A 23,985-nucleotide genomic window follows, 5' to 3' on the forward strand; every position below is an offset into this window, starting at 1 on the left:
ATGAGAACAAAATAAGAACTTGACTTATGGACAAAAACCCCCAAATTGGCAAATAGTTAGGTAAAATCATCTGTGGTGGACCATGCTGACCAAAATTTCCGTTCGCGGGGCGAAAGAGCATAATCTCAAGAATATCGATGTGGATATCCCCCGGGACAAACTGGTGGTGATTACGGGCCTTAGTGGCTCCGGCAAATCGTCCCTCGCCTTTGACACCATCTATGCGGAAGGCCAACGCCGCTATGTGGAAAGCCTGTCCGCCTACGCGCGCCAGTTCCTGGAAATGATGCAGAAGCCCGACTGCGAACATATCGAGGGGCTCTCCCCGGCGATCTCCATCGAGCAGAAGACCACATCCCGCAACCCGCGTTCCACCGTCGGTACGGTCACCGAAATCTATGATTATATGCGCCTGCTGTTCGCCCGTATCGGCGTGCCCTATTCCCCGGCCACCGGCCTGCCCATCGAAAGCCAGACCGTCAGCCAGATGGTCGACAAGGTGATGGCGCTTGAAGAAGGCACAAGGCTTTACCTGCTGGCCCCCATTGTGCGGGGCCGCAAGGGAGAATACCGCAAGGAATTCGCCGAGCTTCTGAAAAAGGGCTTCCAGCGGGTCAAGGTCGACGGTGAGTTTTACGAGCTGGATGCGGTGCCGGCGCTGAATAAGAAACTCAAACATGATATCGAGGTGGTGGTCGACCGGCTTGTGGTCAGGGGGGGCCTCGAAACCCGCCTCGCCGACAGCCTGGAAACCGCTTTGGAGCTTGCAGACGGCCTCGCCATTGCCGAACTTGCCGGTGGTGACAAGGAAGGTGAGCGGATCATGTTTTCCGAAAAATTCGCCTGCCCGGTATCCGGATTCACCATCGAGGAAGTGGAACCCCGTCTATTTTCCTTTAACAATCCCTTCGGTGCCTGTCCGACCTGTGACGGGCTCGGCCAAAAGCTTTATTTCGACCCGGACCTTGTGGTGCCGGACAAGACAAAAAGCCTGAAAGACGGGGCGCTGGCGCCCTGGGGGAAATCAAACGCCCCCTATTACGCCCAGACCCTCGACAGCATCGCCCGGCATTACGGCTTCAAGACCAATTATCCCTGGGAGAAACTGGACGAAAAATACCAGGATGTACTGCTTTACGGCTCCGGCGATGAAGTGATTGAAATGGTCTATATTGACGGTCGCAAGAGCTATGTGGTGGAAAAGCCCTTTGAAGGAGTGATCGGCAATATCCAGCGGCGCTGGCGGGAGACCGACAGCAACATGATCCGCGACGAACTGGGCAAATACCAGAGCAGCGCCACCTGTGAGACCTGTGAGGGATATCGCCTGAAACAGGAAGCGCTGGCGGTCAAGGTGGACGGCAAGCATATCGGCCAGGTCACCGAACTGTCCGTCAAGGACAGCTATGACTGGTTCAATAGTCTGCCTGGTCATCTGAGCGAAAAACATGGCGAGATCGCCGGACGTATCCTCAAAGAAATTACCGAACGGCTCGGCTTCCTCAATAATGTGGGACTGGATTACCTGAACCTCAGCCGCAACTCCGGCACCCTGTCCGGGGGCGAAAGCCAGCGTATCCGCCTTGCTTCCCAGATCGGCTCTGGCCTCACGGGTGTGCTTTATGTTTTGGACGAACCCTCTATCGGTTTGCACCAGCGTGACAACGACCGGCTCTTGGAAACGCTGATGAACCTGCGCGACATGGGCAACAGCGTGCTGGTGGTGGAACATGACGAAGACGCCATCCGCGCCGCCGACTATGTAATCGACATGGGACCCGGCGCCGGGGTACATGGCGGTGAAGTAGTTTCCGAGGGTACGCCTGCAGAGATCATGGCCGATCCCAAAAGCCTGACCGGCCAATATCTGTCCGGCACTCGGTCCATTCCAGTGCCCACAGAACGCCGACCCGGTCATATGGCCGGCAAGAAGCGCAAGCAAATCACCGTCAAGGACGCCACGGGCAATAACCTGCAGAATGTGACGGCCGCCTTCCCGCTCGGCACCCTGACCTGTGTGACCGGCGTATCCGGATCAGGCAAATCCACGCTGGTGATTGATACGCTCTACAAGGCCGTGGCCAGGAAGCTCAACAACAACCGCAATATTCCGTCTCCGCACGGCGACATCACCGGGCTCGAATTCATCGACAAGATTGTCGATATCGACCAGTCCCCCATCGGCCGCACGCCAAGGTCCAACCCGGCCACCTATACCGGCGCCTTCACCCCGATCCGCGACTGGTTCGCCGGATTGCCCGAGGCCCAGGCGAGAGGCTACAAGCCGGGACGGTTTTCCTTTAACGTCAAGGGCGGACGCTGCGAAGCCTGCCAGGGCGACGGGGTGATCAAGATCGAGATGCATTTCCTGCCCGATGTTTATGTGCAGTGCGACGTCTGCAAGGGCAAGCGCTATAACCGGGAGACCCTTGAGATCACCTACAAGGGCAAGAGCATTTCCGATATCCTGGATATGACCGTCGAAGACGGCTGCGAATTTTTCGCCGCCGTGCCCGCCATCCGCGACAAACTCAAGATGCTGGACAAGGTGGGCTTGAGTTACATCCAGATCGGCCAGGCAGCGACCACCCTGTCCGGCGGCGAGGCCCAACGGGTCAAGCTTTCCAAGGAACTCGCCAAACGATCCACCGGCCGCACCCTCTATATCCTGGACGAACCCACCACCGGGCTCCATTTCGAGGATGTGCGCAAGCTGATGGAGGTGCTGCAGCATCTGGTGGACCAGGGAAATACGGTGATCATCATCGAACATAACCTTGAAGTGATCAAACTGGCTGACTGGATTCTCGACCTGGGGCCCGAAGGCGGTGACGGCGGCGGACAAATTATTGCAGAGGGCACACCGGAAGAAATTTCTTTGTCAGAAATAAGCTATACCGCCCAATATCTTAAATCTCTTATATAAAGATTTGATAATATTTTTTCTATTGTTAACCATTTGTTAACCATGGAATCACTATGATAAGTTCATTACAGATACCCAACCTATTCTGTAAAACCTAGTACTCTATTACTCAATACAATCTCCATTGTGACCAGCGCCTGCTTCCCCCCAAGCAGGCGCCTTTTTTCTTTCCGATTGCACCTGTTTTCACCGGATGTTATGTAGCCGGAGAGAAAAGGAACAGTCATGACATCAGAGCATTCTCCCATACATATCATCGGTGGCGGCATGGCCGGCACAGAAGCCGCCTGGCAGATTCTGCAGTCCGGGGTTCCGGTTACTCTGCACGAAATGCGCCCGCAGGTTAAAACCGATGCCCATCAGACCGAGGGGCTTGCCGAACTGGTCTGTTCCAATAGTTTCCGTTCGGACGATCACGAAAATAACGCCGTGGGCCTGCTGCACGAGGAGATGCGTCGGCTCGGCAGCCTTGTCATGGAAGCTGCGGCTGCCACAAAGGTGCCGGCCGGCAGCGCCCTCGCCGTTGATCGGGAGCAGTTCAGCCAGTATGTGGAAAACAAACTGGCATCCCATCCGCTGTTTACCCTGGTTCGTGAAGAAGTCGCGGCCATTCCCCCGGCCGCGTGGGACAATGTGATCATCGCCACGGGCCCCCTCACCTCCATGAACCTCGCCGATGCCATACTGGAGCTGACCGGCAAGGATTCGCTGGCCTTCTTTGATGCCATCGCCCCCATCGTCTACAAGGACAGCATTGATTTCAACAAGGCCTGGTTCCAGTCCCGCTATGACAAGGGTGAAGGCGCCGACTATATCAACTGCCCCCTGAGCGAAGAGCAATATAACGAACTGATCGATGACCTGCTGGACGGCGACAAGGCCGATTTCAAGGACTGGGAGAAAGACACACCCTATTTTGAGGGTTGTATGCCCATCGAGGTCATGGCTGAACGGGGACGCCAGACCCTGAGTTTTGGCCCCCTGAAACCTGTGGGGCTGCATAATCCCCATAGCGACGAGCAACCCTATGCCGTTGTGCAGCTGAGACAGGATAACGCACTGGGCACCCTCTATAATATCGTCGGGTTCCAGACGAAACTGAAATATACCGCCCAGAAAGAAGTTTTCCGTAAAATTCCCGGCCTGGAAAAAGCCGAGTTCGCCCGTCTTGGTGGACTGCATCGCAATACCTTCATCAACAGCCCGGAACTCCTGGATGACCAGTTACGTTTGAAGCAAATGCCGCGCCTGCGCTTCGCCGGTCAGATGACAGGGGTAGAGGGATATGTGGAAAGCGCCGCCATGGGCCTTATCGCGGGTCGCTATGCCGCTGCCGAGCGACTGGGCCGGAAAATTACGACACCACCTGTTACCACGGCCTTCGGGGCGCTGATCAACCATATCACCGGCGGTCATATTCCGGGACTCCCCGAGCAGAAAACCTTCCAGCCCATGAACATTAATTTCGGCATCATGCCTCCGCTGGAAAATAACAAAGGACCAAATGGTCGGAAGCTGAAGAAAGCCGAACGCAAGCCGGCCAAATCAGCCCGGGCTCTTCGTGATCTGCAGGACTGGCTAGACTCGCTTGAATAGAGCATCAACCATCAGTCGGCACTGACGGGCAAAAGCATCCGATTTTTCCTGCAGACTGAAGGGGCTATAGCCCGCTTTCCTCAAACTTTTCAGATAGCTTCTGGACAGGGAATTCAGCAGGAACAGGGAATGCACCCCGGACGGGATGACTTTGCGCGAGGTTCGGAGTTCGCCAAGCAGACGCTCCGCCTGTCCGCATACCTCGGCGGTCAGCCGGGAAAGGGCCTCACGGTTTTCCGGTGCGGCCAAAGAATTTCCGGAAAGCCCATGCCGGGCAAGCAACTCCGTCGGCAGAAAAGTCTTGCGCAGGGACAGATGATAGGGCACCGCCCGGATAATCCCGATCATGCCCCAGGCCAGGCCGCTTTTTCCTGCCGCTTCGGCCAGTATCTCGTCCTTACCGCCCAGAACTACGGCAGCCAAACGAGCCAAATTGCCCGACGTATTCTCAAGGTAGGTGGACAATTCTTCCATCGTGCGGGGGCTCTCGTCATAGATATCCTGCGTCCGGGCGTCTATCATCCGGTCAAACAATTCCCGCGGCAGATCACGCATCCCGACAGCCTGGGCAAGCGCCTCGACAACCTCGTGCTTGCGGGGAGTCCCTCCATAAATTTCATCAATGGCTTCCCGCCACCACTGGAGTCGGATTTCCCCGAGCATGGGCTCTGAAACAGTCTCGCGGATCTTGGCCAGTTCCTGATTAAAGGCATAAATGGCAAACAGATCGTCGCGTTTGTCTGCAGGTGCAAACAACACGGTCTGAAACCGGTCATGATCCTGTTTCCTGACCTGTTCTGCGCAATATCCTGTCATTTTTCCACTGTTTGTCATGCCATGGTTCCGATTATCACCTTGATGCCGCAAATAACGCCGCAGAACAAGTCTAACCTGCCGGAAAAAAAGGTTTTTTGACGAAACCCCAATAAACTGGTAACCTCATTTTATCCTACAAAAGGATAGAGGGAAATTTGCCATACATAAAACACAGGCAAATTACAGATATAGGGACTATAGATAAAATGAGCAAAATATTGGAATCCTTGCCGCTGACTGTGGTCGCCGGCATTGTACTTACCATAATCATGGTATTTGCAACAAACTATCTTGAAAACCGCGATATGCCGGATGCAGGTAAAGCTGCCTCCGACGTTATGGAAAAGATGTAAGGGAGCAAATATCATGACACATGAATTCGGACTTTTTCTTATACGTTATCTTCACGTTCTCAGCGGTGTAATGTGGATCGGCATTCTCTGGTATTTTAACTTTGTACAGATTCCCAGCATGCCAAAAATTCCTGATGAGCAAAAACCTGCCATCAGCAAGGTGATTGCTCCCGAGGCCTTGTTCTGGTTCCGCTGGGCGGCACTCAGCACCATTGTTTTCGGTCTTCTCCTGGCCTGGATGAACGGCTATCTGGTAGAAGCCCTGATGTTGCAGCAGCCGGATATCGGTTTCGGTATGTGGTTCGGACTGATCATGGCCTTCAATGTCTGGTTCATCATCTGGCCTAACCAGAAAATTGCCCTTGGCATTGTCGAAGCCGCGCCCGAGGCAAAACCGAAGTCCGCACGCCGGGCAATGCTGTTCTCCCGGACCAATACGCTTCTGTCCATCCCCATGCTGTTCAGCATGATTTCGGGACAGAATTCAGTAGGTCTGTAAGAGATATTACATATCAAAGGAAAAGGCCGGATATATTCCGGCCTTTTTTAGTTCACACGGCAATCAGGGCTGCCGCAACCCGCCGCCCTTCCAGCAACAGAACATTGTAGGTCCGGGACGCCGCACCGGTCGCCATCACTTCTACGCCAATCCCCTGGCCTTCAAGGTAGGCTCGCAGATCACGATCAAGAAAGATCATGTTCTCGCCGGTCCCGATAATGAGAAGTTCCAGTTCGGTACTTATCTCGACGACTTGGGCAAAGCATTCGCGGCTGAAGTCTTCTTTGGACGCAACATTCCAGGGATAATAACCCTGCGGCGTCAGAAGCAGAGAACCTTCCACACGCTGATTCTCCCCAACCCGGAAACCGCCGTTTCCATAGGAGGAAATGCTGTTTCCGGACTGGGATTTCGCCTCTTCAAACTTCATTGAGCAGACCTAGCCTTTTTCAGGCGGCAAGACTTCCATGCCTTCCGGCAATTCAGCATCGGGCTCACGCCGCATTTCGAACCACAGGAGCACCGGACAGGCGATAAAGACGGAAGAATAGGTTCCGACGAATACGCCCCAGATCATGGCAGCTGTAAAGCCATGGATATTCTCCCCGCCGAAGTAGAACAGTGCCCCCAGCGCCAGAAGCGTGGTGAGCGACGTCATGACTGTTCGGGACAGGGTCTCGTTAAGGCTGAGATTGAGAAGATCAAGCATTTCCATCTTGCGGTATTTCCGCAGGTTTTCCCTGACCCTGTCATAGACCACAACGGTATCATTGAGCGAATAACCGACGATGGTCAGGATCGCGGCGATAATGGAAAGATTGAACTCCATCTCGATAAAGGAAAACAGGCCAATGGTAAGCAGGACATCATGCACCAGGGCAATGACAGCGCCAAGGCCGAACTGCCATTCAAACCGGAACCAGATATAGACCAGAACAGCCAGTACCGCGAGGGTTACGGACAGGATCCCATCCTGGATCAGTTCGCCGGATACCTTGGGGCCCACGGTTTCTGTCCGACGGAAACTTATTTCGCCTTCAAGGGCCTGATCCAGGGTCACCTTGACTTCGTCGACGATCTGTTCGAGCGATTTGTCTTCCTGATATTCCAGGCGGATCAAGACGTCGGTATCAGCGCCGAACTCCTGAACCACCGGTGTTCCCATACCAAGGTCACCGACAGACTGTCGAATTGCACTCAGGTCTGCTTTTTGTTCGGTTTTGATCTCCATCAGCACGCCGCCCTTGAAGTCGATCCCATAGCTCAGGCCATGGGTGAAGAACAGTGTAGCTGAGGCGATCAGGGCCACTACCGATATGGCAAAGGCGACCATCCGATAGTTGACGAATTTAATATCGGTTTTTTCAGGAACCAGTTTCAGTAACATATCCGGGCTCCTTATATCTTCAGTGTTTCAGGGCGCCGCTTGCGGGCCCATGTGGAAAGGATCAGGCGGCTCAGACTGACTGCCGTAAAGACCGAGGTAAAGATACCGCAGGCAAGCGTCACGGCAAATCCCTTGACCGGGCCGGATCCGAACTGGAACAGGATAAGCGCGGCAATCAGGGTTGTCACATTGGCATCCAGAATGGTGCTGAATGCCTTCTGATATCCATGATCCATTGCCGACAAGACATTTCGCCCTGCACGTAACTCCTCACGGATACGTTCGAAAATCAGCACATTGGCATCAACCGCCATCCCGATGGTCAGTACAATCCCGGCAATACCCGGCAGGGTCAATGTCGCCCCGATCGTGGATAACAGTCCAAGGATCATGAAAATATTCACTACAAGGGAAACATTGGCCACCACGCCGAACCAGCCATAGGACAACAGGATATAGACCATCACCGCCGCAAGACCGATAATAGCCGCGACTTCACCAGCAGCCACGGAATCAGCACCGAGATCCGGACCGACGGTCCTTTCCTCAAGAACCTTGAGAGGTGCCGGCAAGGCCCCTGCCCTGAGCAGTAACGCGAGTTCATTGGCACTATCTATGGTGAAATTGCCGGTAATGATGCCGGAACCACCAAGAATCGGGCTGTTAATACGCGGCGCACTGATCACCTTGTTATCAAGTACAATGGCGAAAGGCTTGCCCACATTCTTGCGGGTGACATCGGCAAACTTCTTGCCGCCGACATTGTCAAAGCGGAAGTTGACGGCAGGCTGCCCGTTCTGGTCATATCCCAGGCTGGCATCCACCAGATTTTCCCCGGACAGGATCGCCCGCTTGCGCACAGCATAAGGCGGCATGCCCGCAGCGACGTCTTCATCTGAGGGGGGCACAATCCCCGTTCCCGGTGGCACCCGCCCGCGGGCGATATCTTCGGGACTGACAGACTGGTCGACAAGACGAAATTCCAGTTTCGCTGTTTTGCCAAGAATATCCTTCAGCTCGTCCGGATCGTCAATTCCCGGCACCTGGATCAGCACACGGTCTTCACCATTCTGCTGAATGGCAGGTTCCTTGGTCCCCAGTTCATCGATACGACGCCGGACAATTTCCACCGACTGGGCCACAGTCAGGCGCTTGTATTCCTTGATGGCTCCGGGGGTCAGGGTTACCTCGATGAGTCCGTTACCCATATCGGTAACCTCGATATCATCGGCACCGATGGAGGTCATTGACGCCCCAACCCTGCTGGTTGCTTCACTGTTGATAAGCGAAACCGCTCTTTCCTGCTGTGACGGATCGTTCAGAGTAACAATGATTTTGTCACCGCGGATACGGCGCCGATGCCGGATTTTCTCGGAAACAAGGGCATCCCGGACTTCATCACTCTTGTCCAGGAGACGATCCTCGAGAACAGTTTCCATTTGCACCTCCATAAGGAGATGGGCGCCGCCCTGCAAGTCAAGCCCGAGGGTTACCTGCTTCGACGGCAGGAAGGACGGATAGTCCTTTAACTGCTCTTCAGTAAAAAAGTTCGGTACAGCCGCAAGTATCCCCAATAAAGATACAAGACTTATGACAATGACCTTCCAGCGGGGAAAGTTCAGCATGGGTTTATCCCGTCGGTTTTATTTTTTCTCGGTATCGTTGGCAGGTTCGGGCTTGCCCTGGACCGTGGCAATCATGCTGCGCACGATTTTCACTTTCACGTCATTGGCAATTTCCACCTCAACTTCATTGTCATCAACGACCCTGGAAATTTTGCCAATCAGTCCGCCGGTAGTTACAACCATATCACCGCGACGCAAGCCTTCCACAAGCTGTTTATGTTCTTTGGCCCGTTTCTGCTGTGGACGGATCAACAGGAAATAGAAAACAACGAAGATCAGGATCAGGGGGAGGAAACTCATGATCGGATCGCCGCCGCCTGCTGCGTCCTGTGCGTATGCAGTTGAAATAAACATTTTCATTTCCCTTTTGTTTATTGATTGCTGGAACTATAGCGTCTCTGGCTTTTTTTTCAATCTTCAGTCCGATATAGGATGCACCCTGTCAAAAAACAAGGCGGAAATTATTTGAACGAGTGCTTTTCTATGCTACAGCAAACGGAAAGAGGATAATGATTATGATGGACAGTAAAGAAATCACCCCCCTTTTGACCCGGATTGCCGAAGCCCTGGACCGGCTGGCCCCTGCTCCCAAAGATTCTCTTTCCCTGGACAAGGGTAACGCTTTCGTCTGGCTGGCAGACCCCGACCGGCTGCAGAAAGTGGAAGAAGTCAATCATATCAACCTCTCCCTGCTCAAGGGGATTGATCATGTCAGCGACATTCTGAGACGTAATACGGAACAATTTGCCAGCGGCCTGCCGGCGAACAACGCCCTGCTTTGGGGGGCACGCGGTATGGGAAAAAGCAGCCTGGTCAAGGCTCTGCATGCGGAGATCAATAAAACGGCGGAAAAGAAACTGGCCCTTGTGGAAATTCATAGGGAAGATATTCCCACATTGCCCCGGCTTCTCGAGGTCATCAGAAACTCAGACCGCCAGGTGATCCTCTATTGTGACGACCTGTCCTTCGACACTGAAGACAGCAGCTATAAATCACTGAAGGCTGTGCTTGAAGGCGGTATAGAAGGACGTCCCAAAAATGTCGTCTTTTACGCCACATCCAACCGGCGGCACCTGATGGCAAGGAGCATGATGGAAAACGAACGCTCTACGGCCATCAATCCCTCGGAGGCTGTTGAGGAAAAAGTCTCCCTTTCCGACAGGTTTGGCCTGTGGCTCGGCTTCCACGGTTGCCCGCAGGAGGTGTTCCTGCGCATGATCGACGCCTATATCGAACATTATAAGATTCCGGCGGATTTGGAGACTGTCCACGGAGAGGCCAAGGAATGGGCCACCACCCGCGGATCCCGCTCCGGCCGTGTGGCCTGGCAATATATCCAGGACCTGGCCGGCCGCAAGGGAATCACACTGGACTAATCTGTCGCCGCCGGGCTGACCCGATACAGCTTGCCCTTACGTTCATCAGTTACAAAATAAAGATAACCGTCCGGTCCCTGTCGCACATCACGGATACGCCCGTATTTTGTCGCCAGCAGCCGTTCTTCATGCACGACCTTGCCGTCCTTTAACTCCAGACGGACAATCATCTCGTCCTTGAGGGCGCCGACAAGCAGATTGCCCTGCCAGTCGGGAAACGCCGCGCCATCATACCAGACCATGCCGGATGGGGCGATCGAGGGATCCCAGTAGTAGACCGGTTGCTCCATCCCTTCCTTATGGGTGCCGATACCGATCTTTTCGCCATTGTAGTTGATCCCATAGGTAATGATCGGCCAGCCGTAGTTCTTTCCGGCTTCGGGATGATTGATTTCATCCCCGCCCCGGGCTGCGTGGGCGACCGTCCAGAGTGACTTGGTCGCCTTGTTCCAGACTGCGCCCTGGGGGTTGCGATGGCCGATGGACCAAATCGCTGGATGAGCCTTCTTTCCGTCGGCAAAGGGGTTGTCCACCGGGATCGAACCGTCCCGGTTCAACCGGATCACCGAGCCCGCCGGATCGAAAGGATCCTGTGCCCGCATTCCGATGCCTTTTTCCTCGGATATATATCTGTCGCCAATGGTTATGAACATGGTGCCGTCATCTGCAAAAACGATACGGGAACCGAAATGCACAGAAAGCTCCGACTTTTTCGGCAGGGAAAAGATCACTTTCAGGTCCTCGAGCCGGGGATTGTCATCCAGCACCAGCCGGGCCCGGGCCACTGCGGTCCCGGATATCGTTCCCGTCTCGTCAGGTTCAGCATAGGTCAGGAATATAATGCTGTTTTGCGCGAAATCCGGATCAACCGCCACTTCCAGAAGACCCCCCTGGCGATCATAATGCACATTCGGCACACCCTTGATCGGGGCAGATAGTTTGTGACCGCTCACATGGCGCAGCCGTCCCGGTTTTTCCGTCACCAGCGCCGTTCCGTCCGGCAGAAAAGCCACTGACCAGGGAAACTGAAGCCCCGTGGCAATCGTCTCCACCTGAATGCTGCCCTTTTCCGTGTCATACCGGTCGGTAATCCTGCCTGGCACGGGGTCAAGAGCTGCACCGGAAGCCAATGCAACAGCGACAAGAATAAAAAGCAGTTTCCCCGCAAATTTCATTTTCTTTTCCTCTTCAAATAGATATCCCTGCGCGAGAGTATCATACTCTCAAATATTTTTCCGGGTTAACCGCCCGGTTGCCCTTGCGTAGTTCAAAATGGAGCTGGGGCGATGTCACCCTTCCGCTTTTTCCCACATGGGCGATGGCCTGACCCCGGCTTATCTTTTGTCCCTTTTTAACCAGAATCCTGGAGTTATGGGCATAAGCCGTCATCCAGCCATTGGCATGCTGAATCAGGACAAGACCGCCGTATCCCTTTAGTTTGGAATCCGCATGAACGACCACACCCGCCTCGGCCGCACGTACAGTGTCTCCGTGCCGGGCTGCAATATTAATGCCGTCATTATGCAGACCCACGGCTTTCGGACCAAACCTTGAAATCACCTTGCCACTGACCGGCCACATGAATCCCCTACCACTGCTGGGCGGAGGTGACGGCAGCGCCACCTTAACCGTATTACCACTCTGCCCGCCCGGAACATTCAGCTTCTGTCCGACCCGGAGAACATAGGGCTTCTTTAGGTGGTTCAAACGTGACAGCTCTGTCATATCCACATTGTAGCGGCGGGAAATGCTGTAGACTGTATCTCCCTTGCGCACGACATGATGTCCCTTGGACGGCAGGGAAAGTCTCTGATCAGGACGCAGAAGATAGGGGGCTTTCAGGTTATTGTGACTGATGAGCTGGCGAACAGTAACCCCATACCTGCGGGATATGGCATATACCGTATCCCCTTTCCTCACCTTTATCCATTTACCCGACAGAACAACTGATTCCGAAGGGGTATTGTGCGGAAGAGCCACGTAACGGGTGGGTGCAACGGGTTTGGAGCGCGGTTCTGGCACCGGCTTCGGCGAGTTTTTTGTTGTCTGGTCAGGGGCTTTGTTTTTATACCCGATCTGATAGGGATGTCCTTCCTGGCAGCCACTCAGGAGAACAGAGACTGCAAGCAGTCCGGACAGTAGAAATAAATATCTTGGGTGCACACCGGTCATGAAACGGATTGTAGAAAGTCGGCTCCCCAAGATCAATATACTTCAGGAATCGTGAACAATTCCGCCCAACAGCGGTACGAACTTCACAGGCAGCAATATCTCGGTTTCGAAATCATCCCCCTGACGGGTAATGCGATAGATATGTTGCGTTTGCTCCTGTTCACCGATGGGGATAACCATAATCCCGCCGTCCTCTTTCAACTGATCCAGAAGTTTCTCCGGCACCCTGTCGGACGCCGCTGTAACCATGATCCGGTCAAAAGGCGCCTGTTCTGGCCAACCCTTCATGCCGTCGCCGAAAAGGGTGGTTATATTCCTCAGCCCCATTTCCTTGAACAAGGTGTCGGCTTTCTGCATCAGCGGTAAATGCCGTTCGATGGTGAACAGACGACGACAAAGCTTTGACAGCACAGCGCCCTGGTAGCCAGATCCGGTTCCCACCTCCAGAACCTTCATCCTGTCATCCACCTGCAGTTCCTGGGTCATGTAGGCGACAATATAGGGCTGGCTAATGGTTTGACCGCTGGCAATGGGCAGAGCTGCATTCTCATAAGCCTGCTGACGCAAATAATCGGGAATGAATTTTTCCCGTTCAACGTCGCCGATGGCCGCGAGAACATTTTCGTCATGGATTCCGTCCGAACGGAGTATATCCAGAAGCCGCTGTTTCTTTTCTTCCAGTGAAGCAGACATCAGAAATCCCGGTTAATATTCTTTCTCAGGCTATTGTAGGTCGTATAGTGGGTCAGGTCCAGATGGAGAGGCGTAACGGATATATAGTCCTCGGTCATAGCCTCCAGGTCCGTGGATTCCATCGGCGTTCCATAAGCGCGCCTGAAGCCGATCCAGTAATAATTATTGTTACGCAGGTCCTGACGTTCCTCGATGAACAGTTCCGCCTCGTCCCGGAACCCCTGATGGGTAGCGCGGATGCCTCTGACCGCCGATACATCTGTAGGGAAGTTCACATTGATAAGAATGCCGTCTTCCCAGCTTTCGGCAATTACATTTCGGACCACATCCAGAGCATATTTCTCTGACACGGGAAACGGGTTACGACGATTGCGTTTGTCCACATCCTGGCTAAGCGCAATCGAGGGAATTCCACAAATTGTGCCTTCCATTGCCGCCGCGATGGTTCCCGAATAGGTCATATCCTCGGCCAGATTGCCACCCCGGTTGATCCCGGATAAAAGCAACGTCGGCTTTTCGTCAGGAATAATTCGGTGCGTTGCCAGCATCACACAATCAGTTGGTGTTCCCGTGACAGCAAAGCGTCGCTCGGAAATCTGGCGATACCGCAGCGGCTCGGTCAGGGTCAGGGCATGCCCCTTCCCGCTCTGTTCCACTTCCGGCGCCACAGTCCAGACGTCATCGCTCAGCTCATGGGCGATTCTTTCCAGAATTTCGAGCCCTGGCGCATTGATACCGTCATCGTTGGTGACCAGAATTCGGCGGGGATCCGGCTGCATCATGATTTCTTGATCACTTCCTGCCCGCGCAGATAGGGCCTGAGGACACTTGGCACTTTCACAGTACCGTCTGCCTGCTGATAATTTTCCAGAACCGCCACCAATGTGCGTCCAACCGCAAGCCCGGATCCGTTAAGAGTATGAACGAAGCGGGTTTTCTTTTCGCCCTTGGGCCGGCAACGGGTGTTCATGCGCCTGGCCTGAAAATCGCCTGTATTGGAGCAGCTGGAAATCTCCCGGTAGGTGTCCTGTCCCGGAAGCCAGACCTCTAGATCATAGGTTTTACGAGCCGCAAATCCCATGTCGCCCGTACACAGTGTCAACACGCGGTATGGCAGTTTCAGCCGCTGCAGCACCTCTTCGGCAATGCCGGTCATGCGTTCAAGTTCATCCCAGGATTGTTCGGGAGATGTGATGCTGACCATTTCCACTTTCTGGAACTGATGCAGACGGATCATGCCCCGGGTATCCTTGCCCGCTGAACCTGCCTCGGAACGGAAACAGGGGGTCAGCGCCGTAAAGCGCAGCGGCAGGCTTTCTTCCTCCAGAATATCCTCCATCACCATATTCGTGAGCGGGATTTCGCCGGTGGAAATCAGATAATGGCCCGTATCTGTTTTGAACATATCCTCTTCGAACTTGGGCAACTGACTTGTCCCGTACAGGGCCTGATCGCGAACCAGCACGGGGGGAGAAACCTCCTCGTAGCCGTATTCACCCGTATGCATATCCAGCATGAAAGCCGCCAAAGCACGTTCAAGGCGGGCCAGATCACCGCGCAGGGTAACAAAGCGGGCGCCCGACATGCGGGCGGCGCCCTCGAAATCCATCTGGCCAAGGTTTTCACCGATTTCAAAATGCTGCTTGGGTTCGAAATCAAAGGACGGCAGGTCACCCCAGCGGCGCGCCTCCACATTATCCTCTTCACTTTCGCCTTCAGGCACATCATCAGCAGGAATATTGTCAAGGCGGGACAGGCGGCCGTTCAGGTCTTCCTCAAGCGCGCGAATTTCTTCCTCAAGCGCAGGCATGCGCTGTTTCAGTTCCGCCACTTCTTTGATAAGATCTTCTGCATCTTCGCCTTTGGATTTCGCCATGCCGATGGCTTTGGAAGCTTCATTTCGGTGGCTTTGCGCTTCCTGCAATTCCGTCTGTTTTGTGCGCCACTTTTCATCGAGCGCCAGAATTTCAGCGGATTGAGGATCGATACCGCGTTTTTTCCAACCGTTATCAAATGCCTCCGGGTTCTCCCGGATTGCCTTGATATCAAACATTCTTTTCTTCCTTGATCGTTAACCTGATGGCGATGATGGACAATTCATACAGAAGCAGTATGGGAACGCCAAGCAGAATCTGGCTGACAAAATCGGGCGGGGTCATAATGGCCGCAAAGGCAAACGCAGCCACGATCATATATTTACGTTTTTCCGCCAGCCCCTTCGCCGTGACAATGCCGACGCGGGCCAGAAGCAGAAGCAATATGGGTAGTTCGAAACTGAATCCGAAAGCCAGGATCATCATCATCACCAGCGACCAGTATTCCTTGACCGATGGCATGACCGTTACCGACAATTTTGCCAGCGGATGTTCCGCAGCAGCCGAAGCCGCGCTGGCAGCTTCGGCGGCGCTGTTGGCAGAAATCTGGAAAGACATGAAGAAATCCCAGGCCAGCGGGATGACGACAAAATAGGATAGCGACGCCCCCATGGCGAACAACACCGGAGTACCAATCAGAAACGGCAGAAAGGCCTTCTTCTCGTTACGATAAAGCCCGGGTGCTACAAATTTCCACACCTGCATCGATATCAGCGGAAATGTCAGGCAAAAGGAGGCAAAGAAGGCGACTTTGAGATAGACAAAAAACTGTTCATGAATGCCAATAGCAATCATGTCCGGATTTTGGCCGTTGCTGTTGGCCACGTCCACGAAAGGCTGGGCCAGAAAAGTATATATTTGCTCGACAAACACATAGCAGATACCGAAACCGACCAGAAGATAGACAACACACCAGATCAGTCGCTGCCGCAGCTCAATCAGATGGTCAATCAACGGCGCAGCGCTATGCTCCATTTCCGGTGCCTGTTCACCGCTCACGGTGTTGTCCCCTTCGCCTTGTCACTTTCTAACTGACCCACCTCTTCCCCGGAAACATCATCTGATGGTGAAGAAGCCGGAGTTTCCGCATCCTGCCCATCCAGGTCATCATCAGTGATGTCCGGCCGGCGTTCCACGTTCTCCATGGGAATATTCCCGGCTTCATTCAGTTTCCTGGTAACTTCTTCCAGTTCTACCTCATCGGCAATTTGCTTGATCCCGGTTTGGAACTCCTGTCCCAGCGCCTTGATCTTGCGCACCATCTGCCCGGCTGTCCGCAACATTTTCGGCAGGTCCCTGGGGCCCACCACAATGATTGCCAGGACGACAATCACAAACATCTCGAACATGCCGATATCGAACATTGGGAAATTCCCGGAACCGGTTAATTTTCAGATTTTTCCGACGTTTTCTCAGAGACGACTTTGTCGGCTTTCTGATCAATCACCTTGGGCGGATCGGGCTTGTCGTTTTCATCGTCATCCTCGGCCATACCCTTTTTGAAACTTTTGATGCCCTTGGCCACATCCCCCATCAGGTCGGAAATGCGTCCGCGACCGAAAAGAAGAATTGCCAGAACGGCAACCAGCAAAATCTGCCAAATACTTAAACCCATGCCTGTTCTCCTAATACACCTGTCCCCTGCCTTCTATAACTGGGGAGTTGATGCTCAAAATCAATAAAAACTTGCCTTAAAGCAACAAAAAAATGCGCATGCACAAAAATGTAGTCTGGACGCCGGACGATCTCAGGAACCCGGAAGTTCAGGTTGTTCTTCGGTCGGTTTCGTATCTTCAAGCAGATTAAGCCGGGACGTATTGACATTATCCAGGAAACCTGCCGCTTTCAGTTCAGCGAGCCCCGGAAGATCCTTGATGCTGTCCAAACCGAAATGAACCAGAAAATGATCAGACGTCCCGTATGTCATGGGCCGCCCCGGTGTCCGACGCCGTCCCATCATACGCACCCAGTTCGCTTCCATAAGTACATCAAGGGTGCCCTTGCTCATGGAAACGCCCCTGATCTCCTCCATCTCCGCGCGTGTGACCGGCTGGTGATAGGCAACAATGGCAAGGGTTTCTATAGCCGCACGGGACAAACGCCGCTCCTCCTCCACTTCCTTGCGCAACAGGAAAGCCAGGTCCGGCGCCGTGCGGAACATCCATTTCCCCGCAACCTCGACCAGATTTACCCCCCGTTTTTGATATTCTTCAGCAAGTTCCGCCAGCAGGTCGTCCATATTTGCCCCTTCCGGCAGATATTCTGCCAGGGCAATGGCGGAAAGCGGTTTGTCGCTGGCAAATAAAAGCGCCTCAACGATCCTGATCTGCTCCGGTTTTTCCATCAGTCCTCCCTGTTCCGGCCGCGGATCATCAGCGGCCCGAATATCTGTTTCTGAATGATCTCCGCCTTGCCCTGCCGTGCCATTTCCAACGTAGCGGTAAACAAGGACGCCTTGGCCGACCGGATCATCTCACCACTTCCCAGGTCAGCTGGCAAAAAGGCCTCCAGGGAAGTCCAGTCCAGCACCTGTCCGATCATGTCACCCAGGCGTTCCAGCGCCTGGTCAAGCGTATAGACATCCCGCTTGTGGATCCGGATATCAGAGACCGATTTCCGGATTTTATGTTCAGAATAAGCCTTCAGCACTTCATACAGGCTAAGCTCATAACTGGCATTTTTCGTGACCTGAACCGGTTCCGGCGCCCCACGGACGAAAACATCGCGGCCGAGCTGGTCCCTGGACATCAGCTTGGCCGCCGCATCCCGCATGGCCTCCAGCCGCTGCAGCTGATAGGTCAGCCGGGCGGCCAGTTCATCGGCAGAAATTTCCTCATCATTTTCCTCAACCGGCAGCAAAAGCCGGGATTTCAGATAGGCCAGCCACGCCGCCATCACAAGATAATCCGCCGCCACTTCCAGACGCATTTTACGGGCTTCGGTGATAAAGGCCAGATACTGCTCTACCAGCTCGAGGATCGATATCTGTTTCAGGTCAACTTTTTGAGTGCGGGACAGGGCGAGCAACACATCCAGCGGGCCTTCAAAACCCCGGATATCCAGGACAAGCCGCTCGGCTTCATCCAGACCGGATACTGCGGCGGCGGTATCCGTCTGCTCCTCAAAACCGATGTCACCGGTGGTTGCCATTTACCCTCATATAAATATCAGTGCGCGGGCCAGACTATCGATAAGTTCGGCCAAGGGTTTAATAATGGCGAAAAAAATGTTCAAATTCAATCCCAAGGTTGCTCCGATCATGGGCAGCAGGAAAATCAACCCGAGAAGAATCATCATGCCATAGGGCTCCACACGGGCCAGCGGCCGGGCCAGAACGTCCGGCAGAATGCCAACCGCCACCCTGCCCCCGTCCAGCGGCGGAATCGGCAGCAAATTGAAAATGGCCAGTATCGCATTGATAACAATAAGATTTTGGATATTCAGCGAAAACCATTCCCAGGTAAATTCGGGCAGAAAGACAATCAAGTTGAAAACCAGCCCGCCAAGCAGAGCCAGAAAAATATTCGCCATGGGTCCCGCCAGCGCCACCCAGACCATGTCCCGGCGCGGATTATTGAGACGGCTGAAATTTACCGGCACCGGCTTGGCATAGCCAAACAGGAAGGGAGATTGCATCAGTAACAACAGTAAAGGCAGCAACACAGTGCCGAAGGGATCAATATGCGCCATGGGGTTGAAGGTGACCCGCCCCTGCGTCTTTGCGGTATCATCCCCCAGTTTCCAGGCTGCCCAGCCATGTGCGGCTTCATGCAGTGTAATGGCCAGCAACAGGGGCAGGATCCAGACACTTAGAGTAGTGAAGAACTGTGACAATTAATCGGCTTTCTTTTCCAGCATATCGCCAAGCGCCTCGTTCAGCCACAGTTGCAGGGACTTTTTATCAATTTCCCGCGGCATACGGCGACGACCGAGAACATCCCGGATCCAGGCTTCATTGGTCGGGTTGAAGTCATAAAGGGATTTAAGAACATCTTCCCGTTCTTCAAGGCTGGCATTACAATGAAGCACAAGATCACAGCCGGCCCTGAGCGCCGCCTTGGCATTCTCGGCAGCCGTTCCGCTAAGAGCCTTCATGCTGATATCATCGGAAAACAGCACACCACTAAAGCCGATTTCCTTGCGGATAACCTGGCGGATCAGTTTCGAGGAGAGGGTCGCCGGATGATCCGGATCAATAGCGGTATAAGTCACATGAGCCGTCATCGCACACCCCATGCCTGACAAAGCCTGGAAAGGAACAAAATCCATATTTCTCAGATCTTCCAGTGGAACATCCACGACGGGCAGTTCCTCGTGGCTGTCCACCTTTGCCCGGCCATGCCCCGGAATATGTTTGATCATGGGCAGCACACCGGCGGATATCAGCCCTTCGCAGGCAGCAATGCCCAGGGCAATCACCTTCGCGGGATCGGTACCGAAAGAACGGTCGCCGATAATGTTGTGGGTATCATCGAACAGCAGATCCAGAAGGGGAAAACAGTCAATGGTAATACCCAGTTCCGCCAGATCCATGGCAATCAGAAATGTATTAATAGACAAGGCCTCGACAGCCCGGTCGGGATCAATATCATACAGATCGGCGAATACTTTGGGTGGCGGGGGTTTGCGCCAGATTTCGGGATTGAGGCGAACCACACGTCCGCCTTCCTGATCAATCATGATCGGAATATCCTCCCGGCCGACAACTTCCCGCATCTCGTTGGTCAGGGCCCGGACCTGGTCCGGACTTTCACAATTGCGGGCAAAAAGAATAAAACCGAAGGGCTGCAGCTCGCTGAAAAGTGATTTTTCCTCTTCACTGAGCCTGGTACCGTCACAATCAGTAATAACCGGGCGAGACATCTATTTTTTCACCACAAGGCAGCCCTGATCTGCTTTTTTAAGTTGATCACAGATTTTATCGGCGCTCGCACGGTCTTTAATGTTACCCCCCCGTACCCGATAGAGGACACCCTTGTCCCCACGATCCACCACCATATAATCCGGCGACAGGCCGCCAAGCAGGCTGGCATGCTTTTCAGAAAGATTCGCCCAGAGCCTTTCAGCACTGGACAATTGGCTAAACGCACCGAGCTGAATCATGAAATCCCCGCTTCCTGCAACAACTGCAGGCTTGGGCGTCGGCGAGGCGGCCGGCGCCACCTGGTCTTCCACCTTGCTGGACGCGGCAGCAGTGCTGCCGGCCTCATCCCCGGGCGGGCTCGGCGGCAAGGCCGCATTCACCTCCTCAGAGGGATTTTGTGACGGGGTGTCGGCAGACGGCCGGTTCATGGGAATTTCAGAACTTGAACCCAGAACCTCTTCTTTCTGCTCTGCGTTTCCGGCCACCTGTTCAAATATTTCCTTGTCCTGGTGCAGCACCTTCATTCCGCCCGGATCCTCCGGTTTAACCTTGATAACGGATTTATCGGCGCGCACAACCGGCACCGGCCCCTTATCGGCGCCCTGCATATAGCTATACCAGATCACACCTGCAAAAATCGCCAGCACCACAACAGTAATGGCAGCAATAATCATGCGGCGACTTGTCATATTCTCTTCACCGGCATATTCATCCGGCAGAGGCTCCAGCCAGGATGATTTGTCCTTACGTTCTTCTGCCATTGCTAATCCCCTTTTCTAGCGCCTGAGGTATTTTACATTTCTGTAAGCGGTTGAACACCCAGTATATTAAGCCCTGTTGCGACAATATTGGCAAGTGCCGAAATCATGGCCAAGCGGGCCAATGTAAGTTCCTTGTTGTCTTCCAGGATAAATTTCAGCCCCGGATTGTCATTTCCCTTGTTCCACAAGGCATGAAACTCTGAGGCCAGGTCATAGAGGTAGAAAGATATCCGGTGCGGTTCGTGAGCCAGGGCAGCGCTTTCTACAAGTCGCGGCCAGCCCGCCATGGTCTTCACCAGGGACTGTTCCGCCTCATCGGAAAGAACAGACAGGTCAGCCCCGGCAAGAGCCTCTGTTGACACATCCAGTCCTTCAAATGCCTCGCAGGCCTTGCGCAATACGGAATGCACCCGGGCGTGAGCATACTGCACATAAAAGACGGGATTGTCCTTGGACTGCTCTGTCACTTTTGCAAAGTCAAAATCCAGGGCAGCGTCATTCTTGCGGGTCAGCATGATGAAACGCACCACATCCTTGCCTACTTCGTCAACCACATCGCGCAGGGTGACAAAGGTACCGGCCCGTTTGGACATTTTATAGGGCTGGCCATCTTTCAGCAGGTTAACAAGCTGACAGAGGCGCACATCCAGTTCACCCTTGCCGTCGGTAATGGCCTTGATAGCGGCCTGAACCCGTTTGACATAACCACCATGATCAGCGCCCCAGACATCAATCATGTTATAGAAACCGCGATCCACTTTGTTGTGATGGTAAGCCACGTCGGCCGCGAAATAGGTCCAGGTGCCGTCGGATTTCTGCAGGGGACGGTCAATATCATCACCAAACTGCGTCGCCTTGAACAGAAGCTGGGGGCGTTCTTCCCAGTCATCGGGCAACTTGCCTTTCGGCGGCTCGAGAATGCCTTCATAGATCAGGCCCTTTTTCCTCAGTTCCTCAACCGCTTCCTCAATACCGCCATTTTCATGCAGGGTTTTCTCGGAAAAGAAAACATCGTGATGGATGCCCAGCACAGCCAGGTCCTCGCGGATCATTTCCATCATTTTGTCGGTGGCAAACTTGCGAACGGCCGGCAGCCATTCCTCTTCAGCCGCATTCAGCCACTTTTCCCCATCCCTTTCAGCCAGTGCCCGGCCCGGTTCGACCAGATAGTCCCCAGGATAGAGCCCTTGCGGGATTTCTCCGATATCATGCCCCAAAGCTTCCTTGTAGCGCAGGTAAAGGGACTGGGCCAGAACATCAATCTGGGCACCCGCGTCATTAATGTAATATTCCTTGGTGACGTCAAAACCGGCAAAATCAAGCAATGACGCCAGGGCATCACCAAAAATAGCGCCCCGGCAATGGCCCACATGCATTGGCCCCGTCGGGTTGGCGGAAACATATTCCACATTGATCTTTTCATCTTCACCGGTCTCGGACCGGCCATAATCATGACCTGCCCCAAGGATCACACCGACCTGGGCCAGAACAACCTCCGGCTTCAGGTTCAGATTGATAAACCCGGGGCCCGCAATGGAAACCGAGGCTACCTCCTCAAGCTTCTCCATTTTTGCCACCACCATTTCGGCAATCTGGCGGGGATTCATCTTTGCCTGCTTGGTCAGAATCATGGCCACATTGGTTGCCATGTCGCCGTGGGACGGATCACGCGGACTTTCCAGGGTCATATGAGTCAGATCAAGCCCCTGCGGCAAATCTCCGGCCGTGCAGAGATCTTCAACTATTAGTTTAATTTTTTTCTGTAAATCTTTATAAATATTCATAATTCAAACATCGTCATATCAAAAAGCCTTCTATACTCCAGAAGGGCATAGCGGTCCGTCATCCCGGCAATGAAATCGGCAATATGACGGGCTCTATCCTGTTCCTCGAGGTCAGTCAAGCGCTCCTGCCATTTTTCCGGCAGACATTCAGGTTCCCCCATATACAGGGCAAAAAGATCACGAACAACCCTTTTGGCCTTGCTGGTCATGCGGCAGACCTTGTAATGGCGGTACATGTTGCGCATCAGGAAGACTTTCAGCTCTCTGTCTGTCTGCTTCATTTCAGGGGAAAAGGCTATCATGCGCCGTTCCGCCCGGCGCACGTCTTCTACGGTTTCCGGCTTGAGGGCCATGAGCCGTTCCCGGCTTTCCGCCAGAATGTCATTGACCATCCGGTTGATCAGGCGGCGAATGATCTCATGATCAAAACGCCGCTCTTCCATCTCGCCATGAGTGTCACGGACCTCGGCGACAATTTCAGCCACCAGCGGAATCTCGCAGATTTCCTCTACCGTAAAAAGCTCGGCCCTGAGCCCGTCCGCAATATCATGGTTATTGTAGGCGATATCGTCGGCAATGGCCGCCACCTGCGCTTCCAGACTGGCATAGGTATGCAGCTCCAGGTCATGTTCCCTGTTATATTCCAAGAAGTTAACGTGCAGGTGGTCGGTCTCCCCTTCACGGCACAAGGGCCCGTTATGCTTGGCGAGGCCTTCAAGGGTTTCCCAGGTCAGGTTGAGCCCGTCAAACCCGCCGTACCGCCTTTCCAGTTTTGTAACGATACGCAGGGACTGGGCATTGTGATCGAAACCGTTATAGGGCTTCATCAGGTCATCCAGCGCATCCTCCCCCGCATGCCCAAAGGGCGTATGGCCGAAATCATGAACCAGGGACAGGGCCTCGGTGATCTCCTCATTCAGTCCCAGCACACGGGCGATCGAGCGGGCAATCTGTGACACCTCTATCGAATGGGTGAGCCTGGTCCGGTAATAGTCACCTTCATGATAGACGAAAACCTGGGTCTTGTGTTTCAGCCGGCGAAACGCGCTGGAATGAATGATCCGGTCCCGGTCCCGCTGGAACGGCGATCTGGTGACGGTTTCTGGTTCCTCATAAAGACGGCCGCGACTGGTTGCCGCAAGGCAGGCATAGGGTGCATAATGTTGTTGCGGTTCGAAAAGTGTGAATTCTGAAGTCATGGCGTAATGCTTTGCTGTTCCCCGTTTCGCACGACCTTACAAGCTTTTCACGACAATTTC

25 protein-coding genes are annotated in these 23,985 nt (G+C 53.8%); 5 read left to right on the forward strand and 20 right to left on the reverse strand.

The genetic code is table 11. The annotated features are described in order from the left end of the window. The first annotated feature begins 82 nt into the window (after positions 1-82). Positions 83-2,926, forward strand: coding sequence for an excinuclease ABC subunit UvrA (uvrA, locus tag ACN0YD_RS07535; protein ID WP_417318368.1), 2,844 nt, complete (start codon positions 83-85; stop codon positions 2,924-2,926). A gap of 225 nt (positions 2,927-3,151) precedes the next feature. After that, complete coding sequence (trmFO, locus tag ACN0YD_RS07540) at positions 3,152-4,522, forward strand: methylenetetrahydrofolate--tRNA-(uracil(54)-C(5))-methyltransferase (FADH(2)-oxidizing) TrmFO (RefSeq protein WP_417318370.1); 1,371 nt, start codon at positions 3,152-3,154, stop codon at positions 4,520-4,522. Here the strand turns inward: trmFO and ACN0YD_RS07545 are convergent. Further along, positions 4,505-5,356, reverse strand: coding sequence for a phytoene/squalene synthase family protein (locus tag ACN0YD_RS07545; RefSeq protein WP_417318372.1), 852 nt, complete (start codon positions 5,354-5,356; stop codon positions 4,505-4,507). The two genes, trmFO and ACN0YD_RS07545, sit on opposite strands and share 18 nt — an antisense overlap. 188 nt (positions 5,357-5,544) lie before the next feature. On the opposite strand from ACN0YD_RS07545, the gene ACN0YD_RS07550 reads away from it, so the two are divergent. Together ACN0YD_RS07550 and ACN0YD_RS07555 are read left to right on the forward strand one after the other, a co-directional pair. Then, positions 5,545-5,691, forward strand: coding sequence for a hypothetical protein (locus ACN0YD_RS07550; RefSeq protein WP_417318374.1), 147 nt, complete (start codon positions 5,545-5,547; stop codon positions 5,689-5,691). Then, positions 5,651-6,190, forward strand: coding sequence for a urate hydroxylase PuuD (locus ACN0YD_RS07555; protein WP_417318376.1), 540 nt, complete (start codon positions 5,651-5,653; stop codon positions 6,188-6,190). The genes ACN0YD_RS07550 and ACN0YD_RS07555 overlap by 41 nt, the downstream gene beginning before the upstream one ends. A gap of 52 nt (positions 6,191-6,242) precedes the next feature. Here the strand turns inward: ACN0YD_RS07555 and ACN0YD_RS07560 are convergent, their stop codons facing one another. From ACN0YD_RS07560 to yajC, 4 genes are read right to left on the reverse strand one after another with little or no spacing between them, the layout of a single operon-like run. Next, positions 6,243-6,620, reverse strand: coding sequence for an Mth938-like domain-containing protein (locus ACN0YD_RS07560; protein ID WP_417318378.1), 378 nt, complete (start codon positions 6,618-6,620; stop codon positions 6,243-6,245). 9 nt (positions 6,621-6,629) lie between these two features. Further along, the gene (gene secF, locus ACN0YD_RS07565) at positions 6,630-7,577 is read right to left on the reverse strand and encodes a protein translocase subunit SecF (RefSeq protein ID WP_417318380.1); all 948 of its coding nucleotides are present in this window, start codon (positions 7,575-7,577) and stop codon (positions 6,630-6,632) included. Positions 7,578-7,588: 11 nt separating this feature from the next. Continuing rightward, positions 7,589-9,202: a protein translocase subunit SecD gene (gene secD / locus ACN0YD_RS07570; RefSeq protein WP_417318382.1), complete on the reverse strand. Its 1,614-nt coding sequence runs from the start codon at positions 9,200-9,202 to the stop codon at positions 7,589-7,591. Positions 9,203-9,220: 18 nt separating this feature from the next. After that, complete coding sequence (yajC, locus tag ACN0YD_RS07575) at positions 9,221-9,556, reverse strand: preprotein translocase subunit YajC (RefSeq protein WP_417318384.1); 336 nt, start codon at positions 9,554-9,556, stop codon at positions 9,221-9,223. A gap of 164 nt (positions 9,557-9,720) precedes the next feature. Here yajC and ACN0YD_RS07580 point away from each other — a divergent pair, with 164 nt between their 5' ends. Continuing rightward, positions 9,721-10,578, forward strand: a complete 858-nt coding sequence (locus ACN0YD_RS07580; RefSeq protein ID WP_417318874.1) for an ATP-binding protein — start codon at positions 9,721-9,723, stop codon at positions 10,576-10,578. Here ACN0YD_RS07580 and ACN0YD_RS07585 read toward each other — a convergent pair. The 15 genes from ACN0YD_RS07585 to ACN0YD_RS07655 form a co-directional block, all read right to left on the reverse strand. Continuing rightward, a complete protein-coding gene (locus ACN0YD_RS07585; RefSeq protein WP_417318386.1) occupies positions 10,575-11,753 on the reverse strand; it encodes a PQQ-dependent sugar dehydrogenase in 1,179 nt (392 codons plus the stop codon). The genes ACN0YD_RS07580 and ACN0YD_RS07585 overlap by 4 nt on opposite strands. 40 nt (positions 11,754-11,793) lie before the next feature. Then, entirely contained in the window at positions 11,794-12,498 is a 705-nt protein-coding gene (locus ACN0YD_RS07590; protein ID WP_417318388.1) for a peptidoglycan DD-metalloendopeptidase family protein, read from the reverse strand. Between the two features lie 294 nt (positions 12,499-12,792). After that, positions 12,793-13,443, reverse strand: coding sequence for a protein-L-isoaspartate(D-aspartate) O-methyltransferase (locus ACN0YD_RS07595; protein ID WP_417318390.1), 651 nt, complete (start codon positions 13,441-13,443; stop codon positions 12,793-12,795). Then, the gene (gene surE / locus ACN0YD_RS07600) at positions 13,443-14,225 is read right to left on the reverse strand and encodes a 5'/3'-nucleotidase SurE (RefSeq protein WP_417318392.1); all 783 of its coding nucleotides are present in this window, start codon (positions 14,223-14,225) and stop codon (positions 13,443-13,445) included. Before surE ends, ACN0YD_RS07595 begins: the two co-directional genes overlap by 1 nt. Beyond that, positions 14,222-15,496, reverse strand: a complete 1,275-nt coding sequence (gene serS, locus ACN0YD_RS07605; protein WP_417318394.1) for a serine--tRNA ligase — start codon at positions 15,494-15,496, stop codon at positions 14,222-14,224. The genes surE and serS overlap by 4 nt, the downstream gene beginning before the upstream one ends. Continuing rightward, a complete protein-coding gene (gene tatC, locus ACN0YD_RS07610) occupies positions 15,489-16,316 on the reverse strand; it encodes a twin-arginine translocase subunit TatC (RefSeq protein ID WP_417318396.1) in 828 nt (275 codons plus the stop codon). Before tatC ends, serS begins: the two co-directional genes overlap by 8 nt. Next, positions 16,313-16,681 (reverse strand): Sec-independent protein translocase protein TatB, encoded by a 369-nt coding sequence (gene tatB / locus ACN0YD_RS07615; RefSeq protein ID WP_417318398.1) that lies wholly within the window; start codon positions 16,679-16,681, stop codon positions 16,313-16,315. The genes tatC and tatB overlap by 4 nt, the downstream gene beginning before the upstream one ends. Before the next feature lie 20 nt (positions 16,682-16,701). Continuing rightward, entirely contained in the window at positions 16,702-16,932 is a 231-nt protein-coding gene (locus tag ACN0YD_RS07620; protein ID WP_417318400.1) for a twin-arginine translocase TatA/TatE family subunit, read from the reverse strand. 132 nt (positions 16,933-17,064) lie between these two features. Then, positions 17,065-17,661, reverse strand: coding sequence for an SMC-Scp complex subunit ScpB (gene scpB / locus ACN0YD_RS07625; RefSeq protein ID WP_417318402.1), 597 nt, complete (start codon positions 17,659-17,661; stop codon positions 17,065-17,067). Further along, positions 17,661-18,467: a segregation and condensation protein A gene (locus tag ACN0YD_RS07630; RefSeq protein WP_417318404.1), complete on the reverse strand. Its 807-nt coding sequence runs from the start codon at positions 18,465-18,467 to the stop codon at positions 17,661-17,663. The genes scpB and ACN0YD_RS07630 overlap by 1 nt, the downstream gene beginning before the upstream one ends. A 6-nt stretch (positions 18,468-18,473) precedes the next feature. Then, a complete protein-coding gene (locus ACN0YD_RS07635) occupies positions 18,474-19,151 on the reverse strand; it encodes a site-2 protease family protein (protein WP_417318406.1) in 678 nt (225 codons plus the stop codon). Continuing rightward, positions 19,152-20,180 (reverse strand): beta-N-acetylhexosaminidase, encoded by a 1,029-nt coding sequence (gene nagZ, locus ACN0YD_RS07640; RefSeq protein ID WP_417318408.1) that lies wholly within the window; start codon positions 20,178-20,180, stop codon positions 19,152-19,154. It abuts the gene before it with no gap. After that, positions 20,181-20,942, reverse strand: coding sequence for an SPOR domain-containing protein (locus ACN0YD_RS07645; protein ID WP_417318410.1), 762 nt, complete (start codon positions 20,940-20,942; stop codon positions 20,181-20,183). Positions 20,943-20,974: 32 nt separating this feature from the next. Beyond that, positions 20,975-22,726 (reverse strand): arginine--tRNA ligase, encoded by a 1,752-nt coding sequence (argS, locus tag ACN0YD_RS07650; RefSeq protein ID WP_417318412.1) that lies wholly within the window; start codon positions 22,724-22,726, stop codon positions 20,975-20,977. Next, positions 22,723-23,925: a deoxyguanosinetriphosphate triphosphohydrolase gene (locus tag ACN0YD_RS07655; protein ID WP_417318414.1), complete on the reverse strand. Its 1,203-nt coding sequence runs from the start codon at positions 23,923-23,925 to the stop codon at positions 22,723-22,725. Before ACN0YD_RS07655 ends, argS begins: the two co-directional genes overlap by 4 nt. Between the last annotated feature and the right edge of the window lie 60 nt (positions 23,926-23,985).

Source organism: Emcibacter sp., assembly GCF_048269205.1.
GTDB lineage: Bacteria > Pseudomonadota > Alphaproteobacteria > Sphingomonadales > Emcibacteraceae > Emcibacter.